Source organism: Clostridium sp. MCC353, assembly GCF_018785315.1.
GTDB lineage: Bacteria > Bacillota > Clostridia > Lachnospirales > Lachnospiraceae > CHH4-2.
Genome location: NZ_WQPN01000162.1, coordinates 1 through 17,259, shown reverse-complemented (window position 1 = coordinate 17,259; position 17,259 = coordinate 1). Strand labels below are relative to the sequence as shown.

18 protein-coding genes are annotated in these 17,259 nt (G+C 46.1%); 2 read left to right on the top strand and 16 right to left on the bottom strand.

The window, feature by feature from the left end:
• Positions 1–1,359: a DUF512 domain-containing protein gene (locus tag GPL15_RS24265; protein ID WP_215701297.1), complete on the bottom strand. Its 1,359-nt coding sequence runs from the start codon at positions 1,357–1,359 to the stop codon at positions 1–3.
• A 269-nt stretch (positions 1,360–1,628) separates the two neighbouring features.
• Between GPL15_RS24265 and GPL15_RS24260 the strand changes: the two genes are divergently transcribed.
• Positions 1,629–2,837, top strand: a complete 1,209-nt coding sequence (locus GPL15_RS24260; protein ID WP_215701261.1) for a ribose-phosphate pyrophosphokinase — start codon at positions 1,629–1,631, stop codon at positions 2,835–2,837.
• A gap of 84 nt (positions 2,838–2,921) precedes the next feature.
• Here GPL15_RS24260 and GPL15_RS24255 read toward each other — a convergent pair whose 3' ends face one another.
• The 4 genes from GPL15_RS24255 to GPL15_RS24240 all read right to left on the bottom strand — a co-directional run bounded on the left by GPL15_RS24255 (position 2,922) and on the right by GPL15_RS24240 (position 7,623).
• Positions 2,922–3,368 (bottom strand): SseB family protein, encoded by a 447-nt coding sequence (locus GPL15_RS24255; RefSeq protein WP_215701260.1) that lies wholly within the window; start codon positions 3,366–3,368, stop codon positions 2,922–2,924.
• A 97-nt stretch (positions 3,369–3,465) separates the two neighbouring features.
• Entirely contained in the window at positions 3,466–5,526 is a 2,061-nt protein-coding gene (gene recG, locus GPL15_RS24250) for an ATP-dependent DNA helicase RecG (RefSeq protein WP_215701259.1), read from the bottom strand.
• Between the two features lie 89 nt (positions 5,527–5,615).
• Entirely contained in the window at positions 5,616–7,253 is a 1,638-nt protein-coding gene (locus GPL15_RS24245; RefSeq protein ID WP_215701258.1) for a DAK2 domain-containing protein, read from the bottom strand.
• A gap of 13 nt (positions 7,254–7,266) precedes the next feature.
• Positions 7,267–7,623, bottom strand: a complete 357-nt coding sequence (locus GPL15_RS24240; RefSeq protein ID WP_103230199.1) for an Asp23/Gls24 family envelope stress response protein — start codon at positions 7,621–7,623, stop codon at positions 7,267–7,269.
• Positions 7,624–7,891: 268 nt separating this feature from the next.
• On the opposite strand from GPL15_RS24240, the gene rpmB reads away from it, so the two are divergent.
• Entirely contained in the window at positions 7,892–8,077 is a 186-nt protein-coding gene (rpmB, locus tag GPL15_RS24235) for a 50S ribosomal protein L28 (protein ID WP_006775035.1), read from the top strand.
• Positions 8,078–8,165: 88 nt separating this feature from the next.
• Here rpmB and GPL15_RS24230 read toward each other — a convergent pair whose 3' ends face one another.
• The 11 genes from GPL15_RS24230 to GPL15_RS24180 form a co-directional block, all read right to left on the bottom strand.
• Complete coding sequence (locus GPL15_RS24230; RefSeq protein WP_180994863.1) at positions 8,166–8,303, bottom strand: hypothetical protein; 138 nt, start codon at positions 8,301–8,303, stop codon at positions 8,166–8,168.
• 80 nt (positions 8,304–8,383) lie between these two features.
• Positions 8,384–8,794, bottom strand: coding sequence for a GerW family sporulation protein (locus tag GPL15_RS24225; protein WP_215701257.1), 411 nt, complete (start codon positions 8,792–8,794; stop codon positions 8,384–8,386).
• A gap of 68 nt (positions 8,795–8,862) precedes the next feature.
• Positions 8,863–9,828 carry a DUF2953 domain-containing protein gene (locus GPL15_RS24220; protein WP_215701256.1) on the bottom strand — a complete coding sequence of 322 codons (966 nt, stop codon included), beginning with the start codon at positions 9,826–9,828 and terminating at the stop codon, positions 8,863–8,865.
• Positions 9,829–9,832: 4 nt separating this feature from the next.
• Positions 9,833–10,147 carry a hypothetical protein gene (locus tag GPL15_RS24215; protein WP_215701255.1) on the bottom strand — a complete coding sequence of 105 codons (315 nt, stop codon included), beginning with the start codon at positions 10,145–10,147 and terminating at the stop codon, positions 9,833–9,835.
• The gene (locus tag GPL15_RS24210; protein WP_215701254.1) at positions 10,134–11,441 is read right to left on the bottom strand and encodes a hypothetical protein; all 1,308 of its coding nucleotides are present in this window, start codon (positions 11,439–11,441) and stop codon (positions 10,134–10,136) included. Before GPL15_RS24210 ends, GPL15_RS24215 begins: the two co-directional genes overlap by 14 nt.
• 19 nt (positions 11,442–11,460) lie before the next feature.
• Entirely contained in the window at positions 11,461–12,708 is a 1,248-nt protein-coding gene (locus GPL15_RS24205; protein ID WP_215701253.1) for a competence/damage-inducible protein A, read from the bottom strand.
• 2 nt (positions 12,709–12,710) lie between these two features.
• Positions 12,711–13,253: a CDP-diacylglycerol--glycerol-3-phosphate 3-phosphatidyltransferase gene (gene pgsA / locus GPL15_RS24200; RefSeq protein ID WP_215701252.1), complete on the bottom strand. Its 543-nt coding sequence runs from the start codon at positions 13,251–13,253 to the stop codon at positions 12,711–12,713.
• On the bottom strand, positions 13,237–14,574 hold the full coding sequence (gene rimO / locus GPL15_RS24195) for a 30S ribosomal protein S12 methylthiotransferase RimO (RefSeq protein ID WP_215701251.1): 1,338 nt from the start codon (positions 14,572–14,574) through the stop codon (positions 13,237–13,239). The genes pgsA and rimO overlap by 17 nt, the downstream gene beginning before the upstream one ends.
• Before the next feature lie 78 nt (positions 14,575–14,652).
• A complete protein-coding gene (gene rpoZ, locus GPL15_RS24190) occupies positions 14,653–14,910 on the bottom strand; it encodes a DNA-directed RNA polymerase subunit omega (RefSeq protein ID WP_215701250.1) in 258 nt (85 codons plus the stop codon).
• Positions 14,911–14,930: 20 nt separating this feature from the next.
• Entirely contained in the window at positions 14,931–15,551 is a 621-nt protein-coding gene (gmk, locus tag GPL15_RS24185; protein WP_215701249.1) for a guanylate kinase, read from the bottom strand.
• 12 nt (positions 15,552–15,563) lie between these two features.
• Positions 15,564–16,442: a YicC/YloC family endoribonuclease gene (locus GPL15_RS24180; protein ID WP_215701248.1), complete on the bottom strand. Its 879-nt coding sequence runs from the start codon at positions 16,440–16,442 to the stop codon at positions 15,564–15,566.
• Positions 16,443–17,259: the final 817 nt, after the last annotated feature.

Here is a 17,259-nt window from a genome sequence, read left to right as displayed (position 1 = left end):
CTATATCTCCTTTAACTCATATCCCTCATATTCAGTTTCTTCTGTGTATTCCGGACATAAAACTGCCTGTACAAAATCTTGTCCGCTTGATTTTACAATATTAACCGGAACTTGTAAAGCATTTTGTACCTCGCTGCGGGTGATATCATCTAAAAACACCTCTTCCCCGCTCCTAAACATACAGGCCGGCAGAAGCAGCCGGCTGCCCAGTTTCCGGTCTTTTAACTGTCCGATTAAATCCTGTCCCGTAATTAATCCGGCCACAGTGATGGATTCCCCGAAAAAGTAATTGGTTATGGGGTAGACATGAACCAGAATCCCGGGATATTTAACCCTGATTTCTTCGACGAACTCCTGTAAAAACCTGGCCGCCAGACGTCCCGTGGCGATGGAAAGCTCATCCTGCCTGCCATCCCCTTCCATCTGCTCCAAAGCCTGCTTCACTTCCTCCGTCATCAGGCGGATCATCCCAACTCCGTTCTCCAACTGGAGATACCCGTCATACCGCTCTTCCTCAGGGACCTGACGCCCGGCCAGAATGTAGAACTCATCGCTGGCATGGATAAAATGGGTCCCATATTGGGCGAACAGCTTTTTCTGCCAGCTTTCGATCAGATCTATGGTCCGTTCGGCATCCTCTTTCCCAATGGGCTCCATGGGGAAAAGGCCGTCCCGGAACTTGGAAATGCCCACAGGAACCACAGACACACTTTCCATATAAGGGAGATAACGGCTCAGATCCTCAATGGTACGGTTCAGTTCTTCCCCGTCATTCACCCCTTTACACAGCACCACCTGCCCGTTCATCGGCGTCTCTGCGTCAAACAGCCTGTCAATCTTTTTAAGAGCTTCTCCGGCAAAACGGTTGTTCAGCATCTTACAGCGGAGCTGGGGATTGGTGGTGTGGACGGATATGTTGATGGGCGAAAGCTTGAACCGGATGATCCGGTCAATATCCTTATCATCCATATTGGTCAGGGTGATATAATTTCCCTGTAAAAAAGAGAGCCTGGAATCGTCATCTTTAAAATACAGGGTCTCTCTCATTCCCGGAGGCATCTGGTCGATAAAGCAGAAAATGCATTTGTTCCTGCAGGAACGGTAATCGCTCATCAGGCCATTTTCAAAAGTTATGCCCAGATCTTCATAATCGTTTTCAATTTCAAGTTCCCATTCTTCCCCGTCCGGTTTGCGGATCAGCATCACCATGGACTCACTGTTTACATAGTATTCATAATCAAAAATATCTTCTATCTCATGCCCGTCAATGGAAACCAGGCAGTCTCCCGGCTCCAGCTCCAATTCTTCTGCAATCGATCCCGGATCTACGGACTTGATAATGTGTTCTGTTTTCTTCATAAAATCTTTGACCTTTCTTTCATATGGATCTATCATATCAATATTAATTCCCTTTGTAAAGGAATCACTTTCAGGTTTTTTGTAACATACAAGTCTGAACAGTTATGGTTTTTTTCGCAAAATCCCGGTTATCTATTGACGTGCGTTGTCGAATAATGATATAAATGAATGTAAATGTTTTTACGAATCACCCGCAGCCGGCAGGCATATACCCGTGTATGTTCCCGCTTTCTGCGGGTATATGCTGACAAAATAAAGGAGTGCTGCTCATGGCTAATAATTATGTTTTCAACGACATTCTTCCGGTTGCGCCGCTTAAAATTGCCGCTCTGGAAAGCTGCAGGGATCTGGCTCAGATGGTTAATGACCACATTGTTAAATTCAGAAGAAATGATACGGAAGAATTAATCCGCCGCAAGGAAGACCTTCACTACCGCGGATATGATGTGGATTCCTATCTGCTGAACTGTTCCTGCCCAAGGTTCGGCACAGGGGAGGCAAAGGCCCAGATCCATGAATCCGTCCGCGGAGCCGATATTTTTGCTATGGTGGATGTAACTAATTACAGCATCCCCTATACGGTAAGCGGATATACCAACCACATGTCTCCGGACGACCATTTTCAGGATTTAAAACGTATAATCGGCGCCTGTGCCGATACGGCCCACCGCGTCAATGTTATCATGCCTTTTCTGTATGAAGGGCGCCAGCACAAGCGCACAAAGCGGGAATCTTTGGACTGCGCTATGGCTTTAGAGGAACTGGTTTCCATGGGGGTCAGCAACATCATCACCTTTGACGCCCACGATCCCCGGGTTCAAAACGCCATTCCCCTCAACGGCTTTGACAACTTTATGCCTACATACCAGTTCATCAAAGCCCTGTTCGCCCACGATAAAAACCTGCAGATCGACAAAGAACATCTGATGGTAATCAGCCCTGATGAAGGCGCTATGGACCGGGCCGTCTACCTTGCCAACAACCTGAGCGTGGATATGGGTATGTTTTATAAGAGACGGGATTATTCCCGGGTGATTAACGGACGGAACCCTATTGTAGCCCATGAGTTTTTAGGGGCTTCTGTGGAGAATAAAACCGTACTGATCATTGATGATATGATCTCTTCCGGCGAAAGCATGCTGGACACTGCCAAAGAATTAAAAGAGCGGAAAGCGAAGAAAGTAATCATCTGCTGTACCTTCGGACTTTTCACCAGCGGCCTGGACAAGTTTGATGAGTTCTATGCAAAGGGCTATATCGACTATGTGATCACCACCAACTTAAATTACCGGCCGGCCGCCCTGTTAACACGTGATTGGTATCTGGAAGCCGATATGAGCAAATATATAGCGGCAATCATCAATTCCTTTAACCACGATGTTTCAATCGGAGCGGCGCTTTCACCAACAGCTAAAATCCAGAAACTGGTTCGCAGATATCAGGCAGACGGATTTGAATATTATCAGACAATCCAATAAAAGGCCAAAACAGGCGCCGGTCAATGACTTTATACGGTCATTTAACCGGCGCCTGGGCGTTTAACTGCTTTCAGACTTAAACAATTAATGGTTGTTCTTCTCGTCTTTCTGTTTTTTCAGGGAAATGATCAGCTCTCTGGATATGGTAACATTCTCTCCATACGCATTGATCACAAATCCCGCCATATTGCTGCCTTTTCTCAAAACAATGGCCGCGAAATCATCAAATTCCATGTGGACTACCTGCTGTCCAGGTTCCTTTTTCCATTTGTTCAGGGAAGCCCAATCGGTAAATGCCATGAAATACTTGTTCCCTTTATCATTCTGGATCATGGTAAAGCTGAATCTGGCATTGCCCTGTTTCTTCGCCTCATCCGAAACCGCAATCTGGCGGACTACAGGGGAGAGCATGGTTGAACCCATCAAAGCAGACACCATCTTGGCGCGGGTTTTCTCGTTATTATCTTTTAACATCTCCTGCATCGCATTCACAAGTCTGGTATTTAATACCGGTCCATTAGAATCTATCATATTATAAAACCTCTTTCATTTGTTTTTTCTTTTCTAACTATAACACATTTTATCCAAGTAAGATATGAAAATAATCTGAACTTTTTATATCTAAAAATTATAAATTCAGCTTTTCATAACTTTTTTCTAAAAAACGGTCCATTTTCCGCTTTAATTCCCTGTGTTCTTCCCTTTCAAGCTTTTCATCCACTTCGAACAAATGTTTCACTTCATCTGCAACAGTTTTCAGGATATTGGCATCTGTGAAGATATCAGCCAGCTTAAATTCCAGATCGCCGCTCTGGCGGATGCCGAAAATATCCCCCGGCCCCCTCAGCTTCAAATCCTCCGACGCAATATAAAATCCGTCATTGGACCTGTTTAATATGTCCAGACGTTCCTGGGTTCCATCCTGATCGGAACAGTTCACCATAATACAGTAGGATTGGTGTTTTCCTCTTCCCACCCTTCCCCTGAGCTGATGGAGCTGTGCCAGACCGAACCGCTCTGCATTCTCTATCATCATAACCGTAGCGTTGGGCACGTTGACGCCGACTTCCACAACGGTTGTGGATACCAAAACCTGGATTTCATTGGCGGCAAACCGTTCCATGATCTTATTTTTTTCTTTTGCCTTCATTTTTCCATGAAGATATTCCACATGAATTGCCGGTGGAAGCTCTTTTTTCAGCAGTTTTGTATAATCGATGACATTCTCCGCCTCGATCATCTCGCTCTCCTCTACCATCGGACAAATCACATAAGCCTGGCGGCCGGCATTGGCCTCCTTAGCGATAAACTCATAAGCTTTTTTGCGGTATGAGGTGCTGACCACACAGTTTTTAATGGGAAGGCGGTTTGCAGGAAGTTCGTCTATGATGGAAATATCCAGATCTCCATAGATGATGATGGCCAGTGTCCTGGGAATCGGGGTTGCGCTCATTACCATTACGTGGGGTTCCTGCCCTTTGTTGCCCAGGGCCTCCCTCTGTCCCACGCCGAACCGGTGCTGTTCATCGGTAATCACAAGGGCCAGTTTATCATAAATAACCTTTTCCTGAATCAGCGCATGGGTGCCGATTATGATATCCGCTTCATGGGAGGCGGCTTTTTCATAGGCCAGCCGTTTTTCCTTCGCCGTCATGGAGCCGGTGATCAAAACCAGCTTTTTATCAATGCCATGAGCTTCGAATAACTCCGTTATGGATTCGTAATGCTGTTTCGCCAATACTTCCGTAGGCGCCATCATGGCTCCCTGAAAGCCGCTGCAGGCTGTCTGTAGCAGTGCCAGAACAGCTATGATCGTCTTTCCCGATCCCACATCTCCCTGGATCAGCCGGTTCATGACCAAACCGCCAGATAAATCATGGTTTACTTCATCCAGCACCTTTTTCTGTGCCTTCGTCAGCTCGTAAGGAAGTTCTGCTATCAGCCGTTTAACCTCTTCTGACGGAGGAATTACATAGCTGCTCTTCTGGTCTTCCCTTTTATCTTTTAAATAGCGCACAGCCAGAAGAAACATAAAAAACTCGTCGAAAACCAGCCGTCTTCTGGCAAAAAGCAGCTCCTTTTTGTCCGTTGGAAAATGGATGTGCTCAATGGCATAATTATATTCCGCCAGTTCGTGTCTCCGCCTGATCTCCGGCGGCATATAATCACGTTCCATCTGCCTCATGGCCAGGGCTTCCAGGCAGGTTTTGGTGATGGTTTTATTGCTCAGCCCCTTGGTCTGCCCATATATGGGCTGCATGGAATGCATCACCGGTTCATAGGTATCCGGCGTAAAGATTTCCGGCTGTTCCATTACCAGCCGCCCGCTTTTTTTCACTACCCTGCCCCGGAAGATAAAACGGTTTCCGGCTTTTAAGGTCACCGCCAGAAACGGCATGTTAAACCAGGTGAGTTGCAGGCTTCCGGTAGGATCCTTTAAAGTGACTGTAATCACCTGAATATGGCTGAACCTTTTTACAACCGGGGATTTGGGCAGAATACCGGCTACAGCCGCAGTGGTATCCGGTTTCAGCCCTCCGATGGCCGCAGGAGGTTCAAATGTATCGTAAGCTCTGGGGTAATAGTGGAGCAGATCGTCCAGCGTGGAAATTCCCAGCTTTTCAAACAGCTTGGCCGTCTTTTCTCCAACTCCCTTAACCGCTGTAATTGATTGTTGATTCCCTTCCATGTTCATTCTCACATTCTTAAATATTAAAGCGCGCCTGGTACTACAAAGAAGGAGAACCGGTTTCCCGATTCTCTCCTGGTTATCCTGGTTTATTCTACAGAAATCAAATAGTAGTAGATTGGCTGGCCGCCGCTGTGAAGTTCAATCTCACATTCCGGACAGGCTTCCTGCATCTGTTCAAGCACCCTGCCTGCCTCTTCCTCAGTCACATCACAGCCGTAATAAACGCTGATCAGTTCAGAATCTTCATCCACCATTTTTTTCAGCGCTTCTACCGCTGTCTTTTCAACGGATTTACCCACAGTCAGCATTCCATGATCCCCCAGGCCCATGATATCGCCTTCCTGTATCTCCATTCCGTCGATCATAGTCGTGCGCACTGCATAGGTGACCTGGCCGGTTTTCACTTTCCCCATCTCCGTCACCATATTGCGGGTATTCTCTTCCGGAGACAAATCCGGAGCGAAGTTGATCAAAGCTGTGATCCCCTGAGGAACCGTCTTGGAAGGAACCACCACGATCTCTTTATCCGCTGTCAGGCTTTTGGCCTGCTCCGCAGCCAGTATAATATTTTTATTGTTGGGCAGGATATATATGGTATCCGCATTGACACGGTCAATGGCATTCAAAACATCTTCCGTGCTGGGATTCATGGTCTGTCCGCCTTCAATCAGGTAATCTGCGCCGATTCCCTTAAAAATCTCTCCAAGTCCGTCCCCGATGGAAACAGCGATGAATCCGTAAGGTTTTCTGGGCTCTTCCGGCTTCTTTTCCGATTCTTTAATCAGCCTTTCCTGATGTTCTTCCCGCATATTATCGATCTTCATACGCGATAAAGAGCCATAGGTGAGGGCTTTTTGGATAGCAAGACCCGGATCATTGGTATGGACATGTACTTTCACCACATCGTCATCGGAAACCACAACAATGGAATCCCCGATGGACTCCAGATAGCCTTTAAATTCCTGTTCCGTATTCAGATCATAATGTTTTTCCACATTGATGATAAATTCCGTGCAGTAGCCGTATCTGATATCAAAATCTTCTGTCCCCGCCGCTCCTGCCGGCCTGGCCGCCGGTTTGCTCTTTTCGACTGTAAGGTCGATCTCTTTGCCGCAAAGCCCGTCCAGGGCTCCTTTGAGCACCTGCATCAGCCCCTGGCCGCCGGAATCCACAACGCCGGCCTGCTTTAATACAGGCAGCATCTCAGGGGTCTGGCTGAGTACATAGTCTCCGTGTTCAATCAGTTTTTCGCAGAATGGGATGATATCTTCCGTCTGTGAAACCAGCTCCACAGCCTTATCAGCCATCCCCTTCGCAACGGTGAGAATGGTTCCCTCCTTGGGCTTCATAACCGCTTTGTACGCAGTTTCCGTAGCCCTGACAAATGCGTTGGCCAATGTGGTGGTTGTAACCACATCCACTGTTTTTATCTCTTTCGTAAAACCTCTAAACAACTGGGACAGGATAACGCCTGAGTTACCTCTCGCCCCCCTTAATGATCCTGAGGATATTGCCTTTGCCAAGGTCTCCATAGTTGGATGTTCAATCGCAGCCACTTCTTTCGCAGCCGCCATGATAGTCAGTGTCATATTCGTACCCGTATCTCCATCCGGTACGGGAAATACGTTCAGTTCGTTAATCCACTCCTTCTTAGCTTCCAGACCTTTTGCTCCTGCCAAAAACGCTTTCTGCAGCGTTTTGGCATCTATAACCTTCATATCCACGGGTTGCTCCTCCTTAATCTATCACTCTTACACCTTCTACATAAATGTTGATCTTATCAACATCCATACCGGTGAATTCTTCTACTTTGTATTTTACATTTGCGATTAAATTATCAGCAACCGCAGAAATACTTACACCATATGCGACAATGACATGAAAATCTATGGTGATATGGTTGTCCTTAATGTCCACATTAATTCCATGAGTCAGGCTTTCTCTTTTTAACAGCTTAACAAGGCCGTCTTTCATGCTGACAGCCGCCATACCCACAATCCCAAAGCATTCAACCGCAGTGGTTCCTGCATATAACGCGATGACATCGGGATTGATCTGGATTTCACCCAGTTTATTGCTGATTCGACCCTTCATATATATCAATACCTCCGTTCTTTAAGATTCACTTAAAAGCCAAGCTTCAAACCGGTCTTATATCCGGGCAGTTTCCCGGAATGCCTGGACATCCACTCTGTAGGGATATTATATCACACCCCACATATTGTGTCCATCATACATTATTTTCCTAAAAAAAGATACAATTTTTCATTTTTCTCTTGCAAATTCCTTCCTTATCTGTTAAGATACATTTGTTGTGGATTTTATAGTATCAGAATCCAAGTAGCTTTAAGGAGGTGCAATCATGGCTAAATGTGCAATTTGCGAAAAGGCTGCTCACTTTGGTAATGCGGTGAGCCATTCACATAGACGTTCAAACAAGATGTGGAAAGCAAACGTAAAATCTGTTAAAGTTAAAGTTAACGGTGGAGCTAAGAAGATGTATGTATGTACTTCTTGCTTACGTTCTGGCTTAGTTGAAAGAGCTTAATTGGATTTATTAAAGCTCCGGGCGGTATCAATTGCCCGGAGCTTGTTTTTTACACAAAACCGGCCGACAAGACGCACCGGCCGTTATTTTAACAGCAAAATAAATTATAACCCAGAATTAAACAGGCCAGCACAAAAACCAGTGTGGTCAGTGTAGTGGGAACAAACAGCAGAATTGCCATTCCTACTCCCATTGAAAATATAATCAGGCCGCATAAACGTTTCATCCAAATCCCTCAAATCTTCACATCTGCTTTCACAAGCCTTTATTTAAGTATATGCAGATGTCCGTCCAATATTCAAGGTCTTACTGATTCTTCTGAATTTCTGCCATTTCCTGGGCAGTTTTTACCGCTTCCTCCGACACTTCACCGCCTACGTTCACTTTTCCGCCGGTAAATTTATTGACAATGTCCGGCACCATGTCCAGGACTTTATTGACTGTATTCTGGTTTTTGATATTGACCAGCCTGGTGCTTCCGTTTTGGATTACCAGAATCGCGCTGGGGCTCATCTTGGCGCTCATGCCGCCTCCGCCGTTATTCTTGGCATTGGCAGAAAATGATCCTGCCCCCATACCGCATGTAACATCCACCAGAGGCAGTATGATCGCATCGTCAACTTTAACAGCTTCTCCGACCACCGTTTTGGTCGTTACAAAATTATCCATCCCTTTAAATAAAGCTTCTATGGCTGATGTAAAATTATTATCCACCATCTTAACCTCGTTTCCTCCGCCGGAAGCGGATTTTTTTCAATCATGAAACAGTAACCCGGCGTTTTTTCTTATCCCCGCCGCTGTTTGAGTAAAACCCGGAAGTTCTTATTACAATAAACCCGCAGCAGAATGAACAGCACCGTACCGATCCTGATCCTGCCCTTTAATTCCCCCTCCGCCTCAAAGACGGATTGGTCAAACATGGGGCAAATCTCCAGTTGTCTGGCATAGACCGGATAAAACACGCCGGCTGCCGATAAAATCTGGCCGGTGATATACGGATCATCAAAGCCAAACTCCACCCGCCCTTTCACTTTTCGGGGCAGCACATGCTTCAGCAGCTTTTTACCGCTCTTCCACAGCAGTTTTATAGTTTTCTTATTTTCTTCGTTCTGCAGAAACTCTTTTCCCTTTTCCAGATTCTCTTTCAAGTCCAGGACCTTTTCCTTAATCCGGTAGTAAGATCCGGTCAGGGAAGCTTTCAGCTTTTCCCACCGCCGGACAAATACTGATTTTTCTTCACCTGGTTTGGATGTGGAATCTCCCCCCGGGTTGGATGTGGAATCTTCCCCTGGTTTGGAATCGGAAGAGGACGCTCTTCCTGCTTTTTTTTCTTTTTTGACGTCATTCTGCCTTTCCGCTTTTTTCTCTTCCGGATGGGGCAGAGGTTCTTCTTCCACGTCGTCTTCCACATCATGTTCCAGTTCTTCTTCCAGTTCGTGCATCAGTTCCTGGGACTGGAGAATCAATTCCTCTTCCACTTCTTTTTCTTTCCGGCTCCCCGGCTTTAACAGCCGGATACCGAAAACCCTGACTCCCAGATCCAGCTCTCCATCATATACCGCCTTTATCGACAGGATATGTAACAGCCACGTAACCTTACCGGTTACCACAGGACTGCCGTGGTAAGAGCCTTTGACCCTGTAGCGGACCGGCGCCAGCAGAACCGCCGCCAGGACAGCCAGCAGAAGGGCAAAAAGCGCCAGCAGGATCATCCCTATTATTTTTAAAACCAACCATATTATATGCAGCACTCCATCACGCTCCGCTGTCCATAAATTCTTTCAGACAGAATCCGCCTGTCTTCTGATACATATCATCCACAATCTTTCCGGCCAATAGAAGCGCCTCCCAGTATCCGTCCGCAATGCCCAGAATCAAGAGATCCTGTTCCTGGTAATAAGGCTGCATGAGCGTAAAAGAAGGATAAATATCAAGTATATTATTCCCATTTGACGCGGGGGTAATCACATAGACGCCCGTCTGCAGCTTGGAATATCTGAGATTACAGATAATGCGGAACCTGTTTTTTTCCGCTTTTTCACCTACGTACAGATGATCAGATATACGCATTCTCGCTCTCCACTAAATCCAACAATAATTCCATACATGTTTCTTTTTCATAAATATCCGTGCAACTGTCCAGGCTGTTCCGGATATAGTCTTCAATTTCCCGAACGGAATTAAAGCAGACTGGCAGCTTTGACAGCACCTGGGCCATCACCGCACGCATGACTGGTTTTTTCATGCCCTGAAACAGTTGGTTTAATGTTTCGAAATATTTTTCCGTCTCCTGTTCCACCCATTTCCGGTCTGCCTTCTCTTCGCCGGCTGCGGGCTCTTCAAATGATGCGAAGGAACTGCCGGACATGAGAACAGATATTTTCTTTAAGATCACATCATAAGGTTTTTCGATCTCTTCATCCTGAATTTCATATTTCAGATATTTTTCATAAAAGCTTTCCTGTCTGCCTTCTAAAAACACCAGCTTTTCCGAAATCTCATCCTCGATCTCCGTCCAGTCTTCCTGGTTAAACTTCCTCATGATGCCGGAAGTGATGAATTTCAATATTTCTTCTTCCCCAAGATCCACCACAGCGTCGCTTTTCGAAAGTTCCATCAGATACAGATCATTGATCAGTTCCATGAAGGACATGACGTCCCCGAGCTGGTCCGTAACAATCTGTCCGGCGTCTTCGATTAAACGCGTTAAACGGTTGTAATCTTCTTTTGTGAGTTTAGTATAATCAGCAGCCTTCAATTCATTTATCATCTGATGGAGTTCTTCAAAGCCCTCCGCTCCGGATTCCGGCAAGTAGATCATAGCGGATGCGCGCAGAAAATACATCATATTGTCCAGGGCCAAACGTTCACCGCCTATATAGATGGACAGGGAATCGCTGACCATATTAAAGAACTTATTCCTGGTAAAGCGGACCGGAAGCTGTTCGACAACCTCTGAAATCCGTCCGTTGACCACCACGGAATCTTTGGAATTACAGATATACTGCATTACTTTGGAGATCACTTCCCCTTGTGTTTCCGGGATAGCAGTACCGGTGATAAACCTGCGCTCCAGCCGGTTTATCACATATTCATAAATCATAATGCTGTCCGCGTATGCGGTCAAAGCCTCCATCACATCCTTGACCTGGTTTCTCAGCAGGTCCAGTTCCTCTATGTTCTCTCCGCCTTCCAGAAAATCACCCAGCAGCCGGTTAAAATGGGTGGTATAGGAGGCCAGTTTTTCCTGATCTCCTGTTTTATCCATCACAGTTTCAAAGTAAGTATAGTAATTGAGCGCCAAATTCGTATACGCGTAGCGGTATACGGACGTCAACTGTTTTTTTATCATATGGGTATTCAAATCTATCTCCTGCCTCTCATTAACGGTAATTATCCAGAACGGAGCGGCGTAAAAGATCCAGGGCTTTTACCACTGACTGCTCCCGTATTTTATTTCTGTTTCCTTTAAAATGATATTCTTCTACGGAAACCTTATCTTTCAGGTAACTTGCAATATATACAAGTCCTACAGGCTTTTCGTCCGTAGCCCCGTCAGGGCCTGCCAGCCCAGTAATGGCGATGCAGATATCAGCGTCCGTGGCAAAAGCTCCGCCCATGGCCATCTCTTTTGCGGTCTGTTCGCTGACCGCGCCATATTTTTTCAAGGTACCCTTGCTCACATCCAGAATCTTTCTTTTGGACTTATTGGAATAGGTGATGAAGCCTTCGCGGAACACTTCCGAAACCCCCGGCACATTGACCAGCCGGCCGGCCAAAAGTCCGCCGGTGCAGGATTCAGCCGTGGTTACGGTCAGTCCGTACTTCTCCAGAATGCGCACAACCGCCATCTCCAGGGTTTCTTCTTCCTTTGTCGTATAGACTGCGTCTCCAAATCTGTTCTTGATCTCCTTTACCACCGGTTTGATCATCTTCCTGGCAGTCTCTTCATCAGCGGCCTTTGCCGTGACTCTCAGGTGGACTTCGCCGGTTTTAGCATATGTGGCGATCGTAGGATTGGTCTGTTTATCAATCATATCCAGAAGCCTGTCTTCCACCTGGCTTTCGCCGATGCCGCAGATTTTCACCATCTGTGAGATGATGATTTCCGGCTGAAGCTTCTGAAGATAGGGATATACCTGCTCCATAAACATGGGATAGAGCTCATTAGGCGGGCCCGGCAGCAAAATTGCCGACTTTCCGAATTTCTCCATAATGAGACCCGGAGCCGTTCCGTTATTGTTGTCCAAGATAATCGCTCCGGAAGGCACAACCGCCTGTTTCCAGTTATTGTCCGCTATGTCCTTATAAATGCTGTTTCTGAAATATTCCTGAAGACGTTCCTTGGTGTGAGAATCTTCTTCCAGCGGAAATCCCATCACCTCCGCACAGACTTCCTTGGTCAGATCGTCCTCCGTAGGCCCAAGCCCCCCGTTTAAGATGACGATATCGGATCTTTTTAAGGCCGTCCGGATTGCATCGGAAAGGCGTTCCTTATTATCGCCCACCACGACCTGGTTATACATGGAAAGGCCCAGAAGAGCGCATTTTTCAGCAATAAACTGAGCGTTTGTATTGACGATGTTGCCCAGCAGTAATTCCGTACCCACACAGACCAGTTCTACTACCATATCTACATATCTCCTTCTGTAAGTATTTTATGATTTTTTGCAATGTAATCAATCAATGAGACAACGGTGAGGATCAGGGCGATCCAGACACATGCCGTCGTAAGGATGCCGATGGCTTCGATATCCAAAATCAGCAGCACAACCGCGATCATCTGAAAGGTCGTTTTGAATTTACCCCAATAGCTTGCCGCGATCACAATTCCGTTATCAGACGCCACCAGACGGAATCCGCTGATGATGAATTCCCGGCTGATGATAATTACCACCATCCAGGCAGGAAGCTGCCCCAGCTCCACCAGACAGATCAGGGCGGAACAGACTAACAGTTTATCCGCCAGAGGATCCATAAACTTTCCGAAATTGGTTACAAGGTTATACTTTCTGGCAATCTTTCCATCCAGCATATCCGTCAGGCTGGCTATGATGAAAATGACAACCGCCGCATAGCGCAGGGCCCGGTTTTCACCTCCGCCGATCATCAGACACGCAACAAAAAACGGAATCAGAATCACTCTCAAAACGGTTAACTTATTCGGTAAATTCATGATACACCTCTCCAATCAAATCATAATCCATTGCCCCGGTCACCTTCACCCGGACAAAATCACCTGACATCAGTTCTTCCCCCGTATTTACAAATATGAATCCGTCCACATTGGGCGCATCCATATAAGTCCGGCCCACATAAGCCGGCTCATCGGCCACTTTCCCTTCAATCATCACTTCAACCACTTTTCCAACCATGGCTTCCGATTTTTCAAATGCGATTTCCTGCTGGAGCTCCATGATCTGATCCCGGCGCTCTTCTTTCACTTCTTCCGGAACCTGATCTTCAAATCCGGCAGCAGGGGTATCCTCCTCCGCCGAATATGCGAATACGCCAAGGCGTTCAAATTCCAGTTCGTCCACAAACTCCAAAAGCGTCTCATGGTCTTCCTGGGTCTCACCCGGAAAACCTGAAATCAGCGTGGTTCTGAGAGCGATATCGGGAATCTCTCTCCGTAGTTTTGCCACCATGGCCCGCAGATGTTCCTGGTCAGTTCTCCGTCCCATGCGTCTTAAAATCTTATCGCTGGCATGCTGGATCGGGATATCCAGATAGTTGCAGACTTTTTCTTCCGTTTTCACAGCTTCAATCAGTTCATCCGTAATCTCTTCCGGATAGCAGTACTGAATCCTGATCCACTGGATGCCGGAAATCCGGCAGAGCTTGTGCAGAAGTTCATGAAGCATCTTTTTTCCATACAGATCCACACCGTATAAGGTGGTTTCCTGGGCAACCAGAATAAGCTCTTTCACTCCCTTTTCAGCCAGGCTCTCCGCCTCTTCCACTAATTTTTCCATAGGGACACTGCGGTAACTGCCTCTCAGGCTTGGAATGATACAGTAAGTACAGCGTTTGTCACAGCCCTCTGCAATCTTTAAAAACGCATAATATCCGCCGGTGGTGACCACCCGCTCCGCTTTTACATCAGGCAGCAGATCCAGATCATGGAAACAGCTCACATGTTCTCCTTTCAGCGCCTGTTTTAAGACATTGGAAATCTCATCATAAGTAGAGGTTCCAAGGATGCCGTCCACTTCCGGGATTTCATCAATGATTTCCTGTTTATACCTCTGTGCCAGACAGCCGGTGACCACCAGAGCCCTGCACTTTCCGCTTTTCTTTAATTCCGCCATTTCCAGAATTGTATTGACACTCTCTTCTTTCGCGTCATTTATAAAACAGCAGGTGTTGATCACAATTACATCTGCTTCCTGTTCATCGTCGGTAAATTCATATCCGTCTTTATTTAAAAGGCCCAGCATCATCTCCGTATCCACCAGATTTTTGTCGCAGCCCAGGGAAATACATAATAATTTCATAAACAATCCTTTCTTCCGTTCCTCATCCATGCCATTAAGAAAAAGCCATCTCTGTCATTGTGGAGACGGCTTTGCTGGTCAGCTGTTGATTTCATCTTCCGGAAGATCTTCTTCGCTAACGATTTTAACTTTAGATTTATATAACTCTTCAATTGCAACGGAAAGAGGTTTTTTGCCGTAAGACGGCACCATAGCGTCCTCTCCGGCAATTAACTGCCGCGCCCTTTTGGAAGTTGCGATTACGATGGAATAACGGCTCTGAACCACCGGCTGCTCGCCAGGTTCCACCTCGCTGTTTACGACGTCAATTAAATCACTGTATGATGGATGTAACATTCTCCATTCTCCTTTCGAAATTAAATATTTTTCAGTTCTGCCTTCATTTCGGCTATTAATTCTGAATTTTCCGAAACACGGCTGTGCTGTGTCTGGATCAACTGATGCATCTCTTCCACACAGACATCTATATTATCATTAATCAACAGATAATCATAGGATTCGATTCCCGCAGCCTCTTCCACAGCCCGGTGCAGTCTTGCATCGATCACTTCCATGGTCTCTGTGCCGCGCCCAACCAAACGGCGTTTTAATTCTTCTGCACTGGGCGGCATCACAAAGAGAAGCAGGGTCTCCGGAAATCGCTGTTTTACTTTCAGCGCTCCCTGAATCTCAATTTCAAGGATAACATCTTTCCCCTCCGCCATCTTGTCAAACACATATTCTTTGGGGGTTCCATAATAATTATCCACATATTTTGCATATTCAATCAATTCATCATGATCAATCATGCTCTCAAACTGTTCTTTTTCAATAAAAAAATACTCCCGGCCGTTTTCTTCACCTTCCCGCGGCTTTCTGGTCGTAGCTGAAATTGACAGCGCATAATTGTCATAGCGGTTCATCAAGGCTTTCATCAAAGTTCCTTTTCCCGCGCCGGAAAATCCTGAAACGACAACTAAAATCCCTTTTTTGCTCATCTTTATCAACCTCTATTCAATATTCTGGATCTGCTCTCTCACCTTTTCAATCTCGGTTTTTAAAGCGATGGCTTTGTCCGACACTTCCAGATCATTGGCCTTTGATAAGATTGTATTGGCCTCACGGTTCATCTCCTGGGCGATAAAATCCAGTTTTCTTCCGATGCTGCCGCCTTCTAAAAGCTCTGCCCTGGTATTCTCAATGTGGCTTCTCAACCGGACGGTTTCTTCATCCGTACAGATCTTATCCGCAAAAATGGTCGTCTCCGTCACAATCCGGGATTCATCGATGGTGCTGTTAGCCAGCAGTTCTTTTACCTTATCTTCCAGTTTCATGCGGTATTCTTCTATGATCTTAGGGGAACGTTTTTCTATGTATTCCACCAGTTCCAGCATATAATCCAATTTTCCAATCAAATCCTGTTTCAGGTTTTCCCCTTCCACAATCCGGGTTTCCACAAATCTTTTAGCGGCCTCTTCAATCACTTCTGAAAGAATCTTCCACAAATGCTCTTCATCGTCCGGCACCTGTTCCATCGTAAGGACTTCCGGCATCCTGCTGAGAACGGAAACTTTAACATCATTGGAAATATTGAACTGTTCTTCCATCATGGCAAAATACTTCATATATTCCGCCGCCAGGGAACTGTTATAGCTCAGGCACATATTGCCCTCTGTATAGTCTTCATAGTTAATGAACAAATCCACTTTTCCGCGCTGGATGTACTTTTTAAGCAGGGTGCGGATCGCAGATTCGAAGTAATTAAACTTTTTAGGCATCTTAATACTTAAATCAAGATATCTATGATTCACGGCTTTCATTTCGACAGAAATCTTATACTCATCGGTCACTGTTTCATGCCTGCCGAAACCAGTCATGCTTTTTAACATTTCTTATGCCTCTCTTTCACCATAGTCACAGTTTATTATAATTCAAATGGGGAGGCAAGTCAACCAGACATTGAGGGGGAATGAAAATTGGGATTTAATTGGTGAAAGTTACGCAGGAAAGCGGGGAGGACGGATGGCGGGAAAGAAGACCGGAGCGCGAAACGGGGGGAAACAAACGCTACAGGGATCTGATTCCAACCGTTAAGTGGAACTAAGGCTTTCAGCAGGAAAGAAGGAGGTCCGATGCCCATTCACGGTGAACTCCTCATGACTTCACCGTTCAGGGGCATCTCAGAAACTGATTCGGTTTTCAGTTTCTGCCCGCCTTCTTTCCTGCTGAAAACCTAAGTTCCACTAAACGGTTTCCACACGACCCCTGTAGCGTTTGTTTCCCCCCGTTTCGCGCTCCGGTCTTCTTTCCCGCCATCCGTCCTCCCCGCTTTCCTGCTGGTTTTCTCAGGCCAAAGTAATTAAAAGCAAATTTAACATAAAGGGCGAAGTCATTTTCGAAAATGCCTTCACCCTTTAATGTAAATCCCCACACCATTTAATATCAACCCTCAAGGCATTTTCGAAAATGCCTTGACGCTTTACTGTTAATCCCCAGGTCAGTTACATAAAATATCTATGCCATAATCTGCACAAAACACCAAACAACGCCTCAATCAAACACGTCTTTGTTTTTTCTGCATTCCTTCTCCAAATCTTTATTTATCCTTTGCCAGTCCAGTACACAGCCATGAATCCTGGGAATGGGGACGGACGGAGGCGGAGGCCTGCTTGGAGGTTTGACGCCGGGCGGAGCGGAATCCGTTGG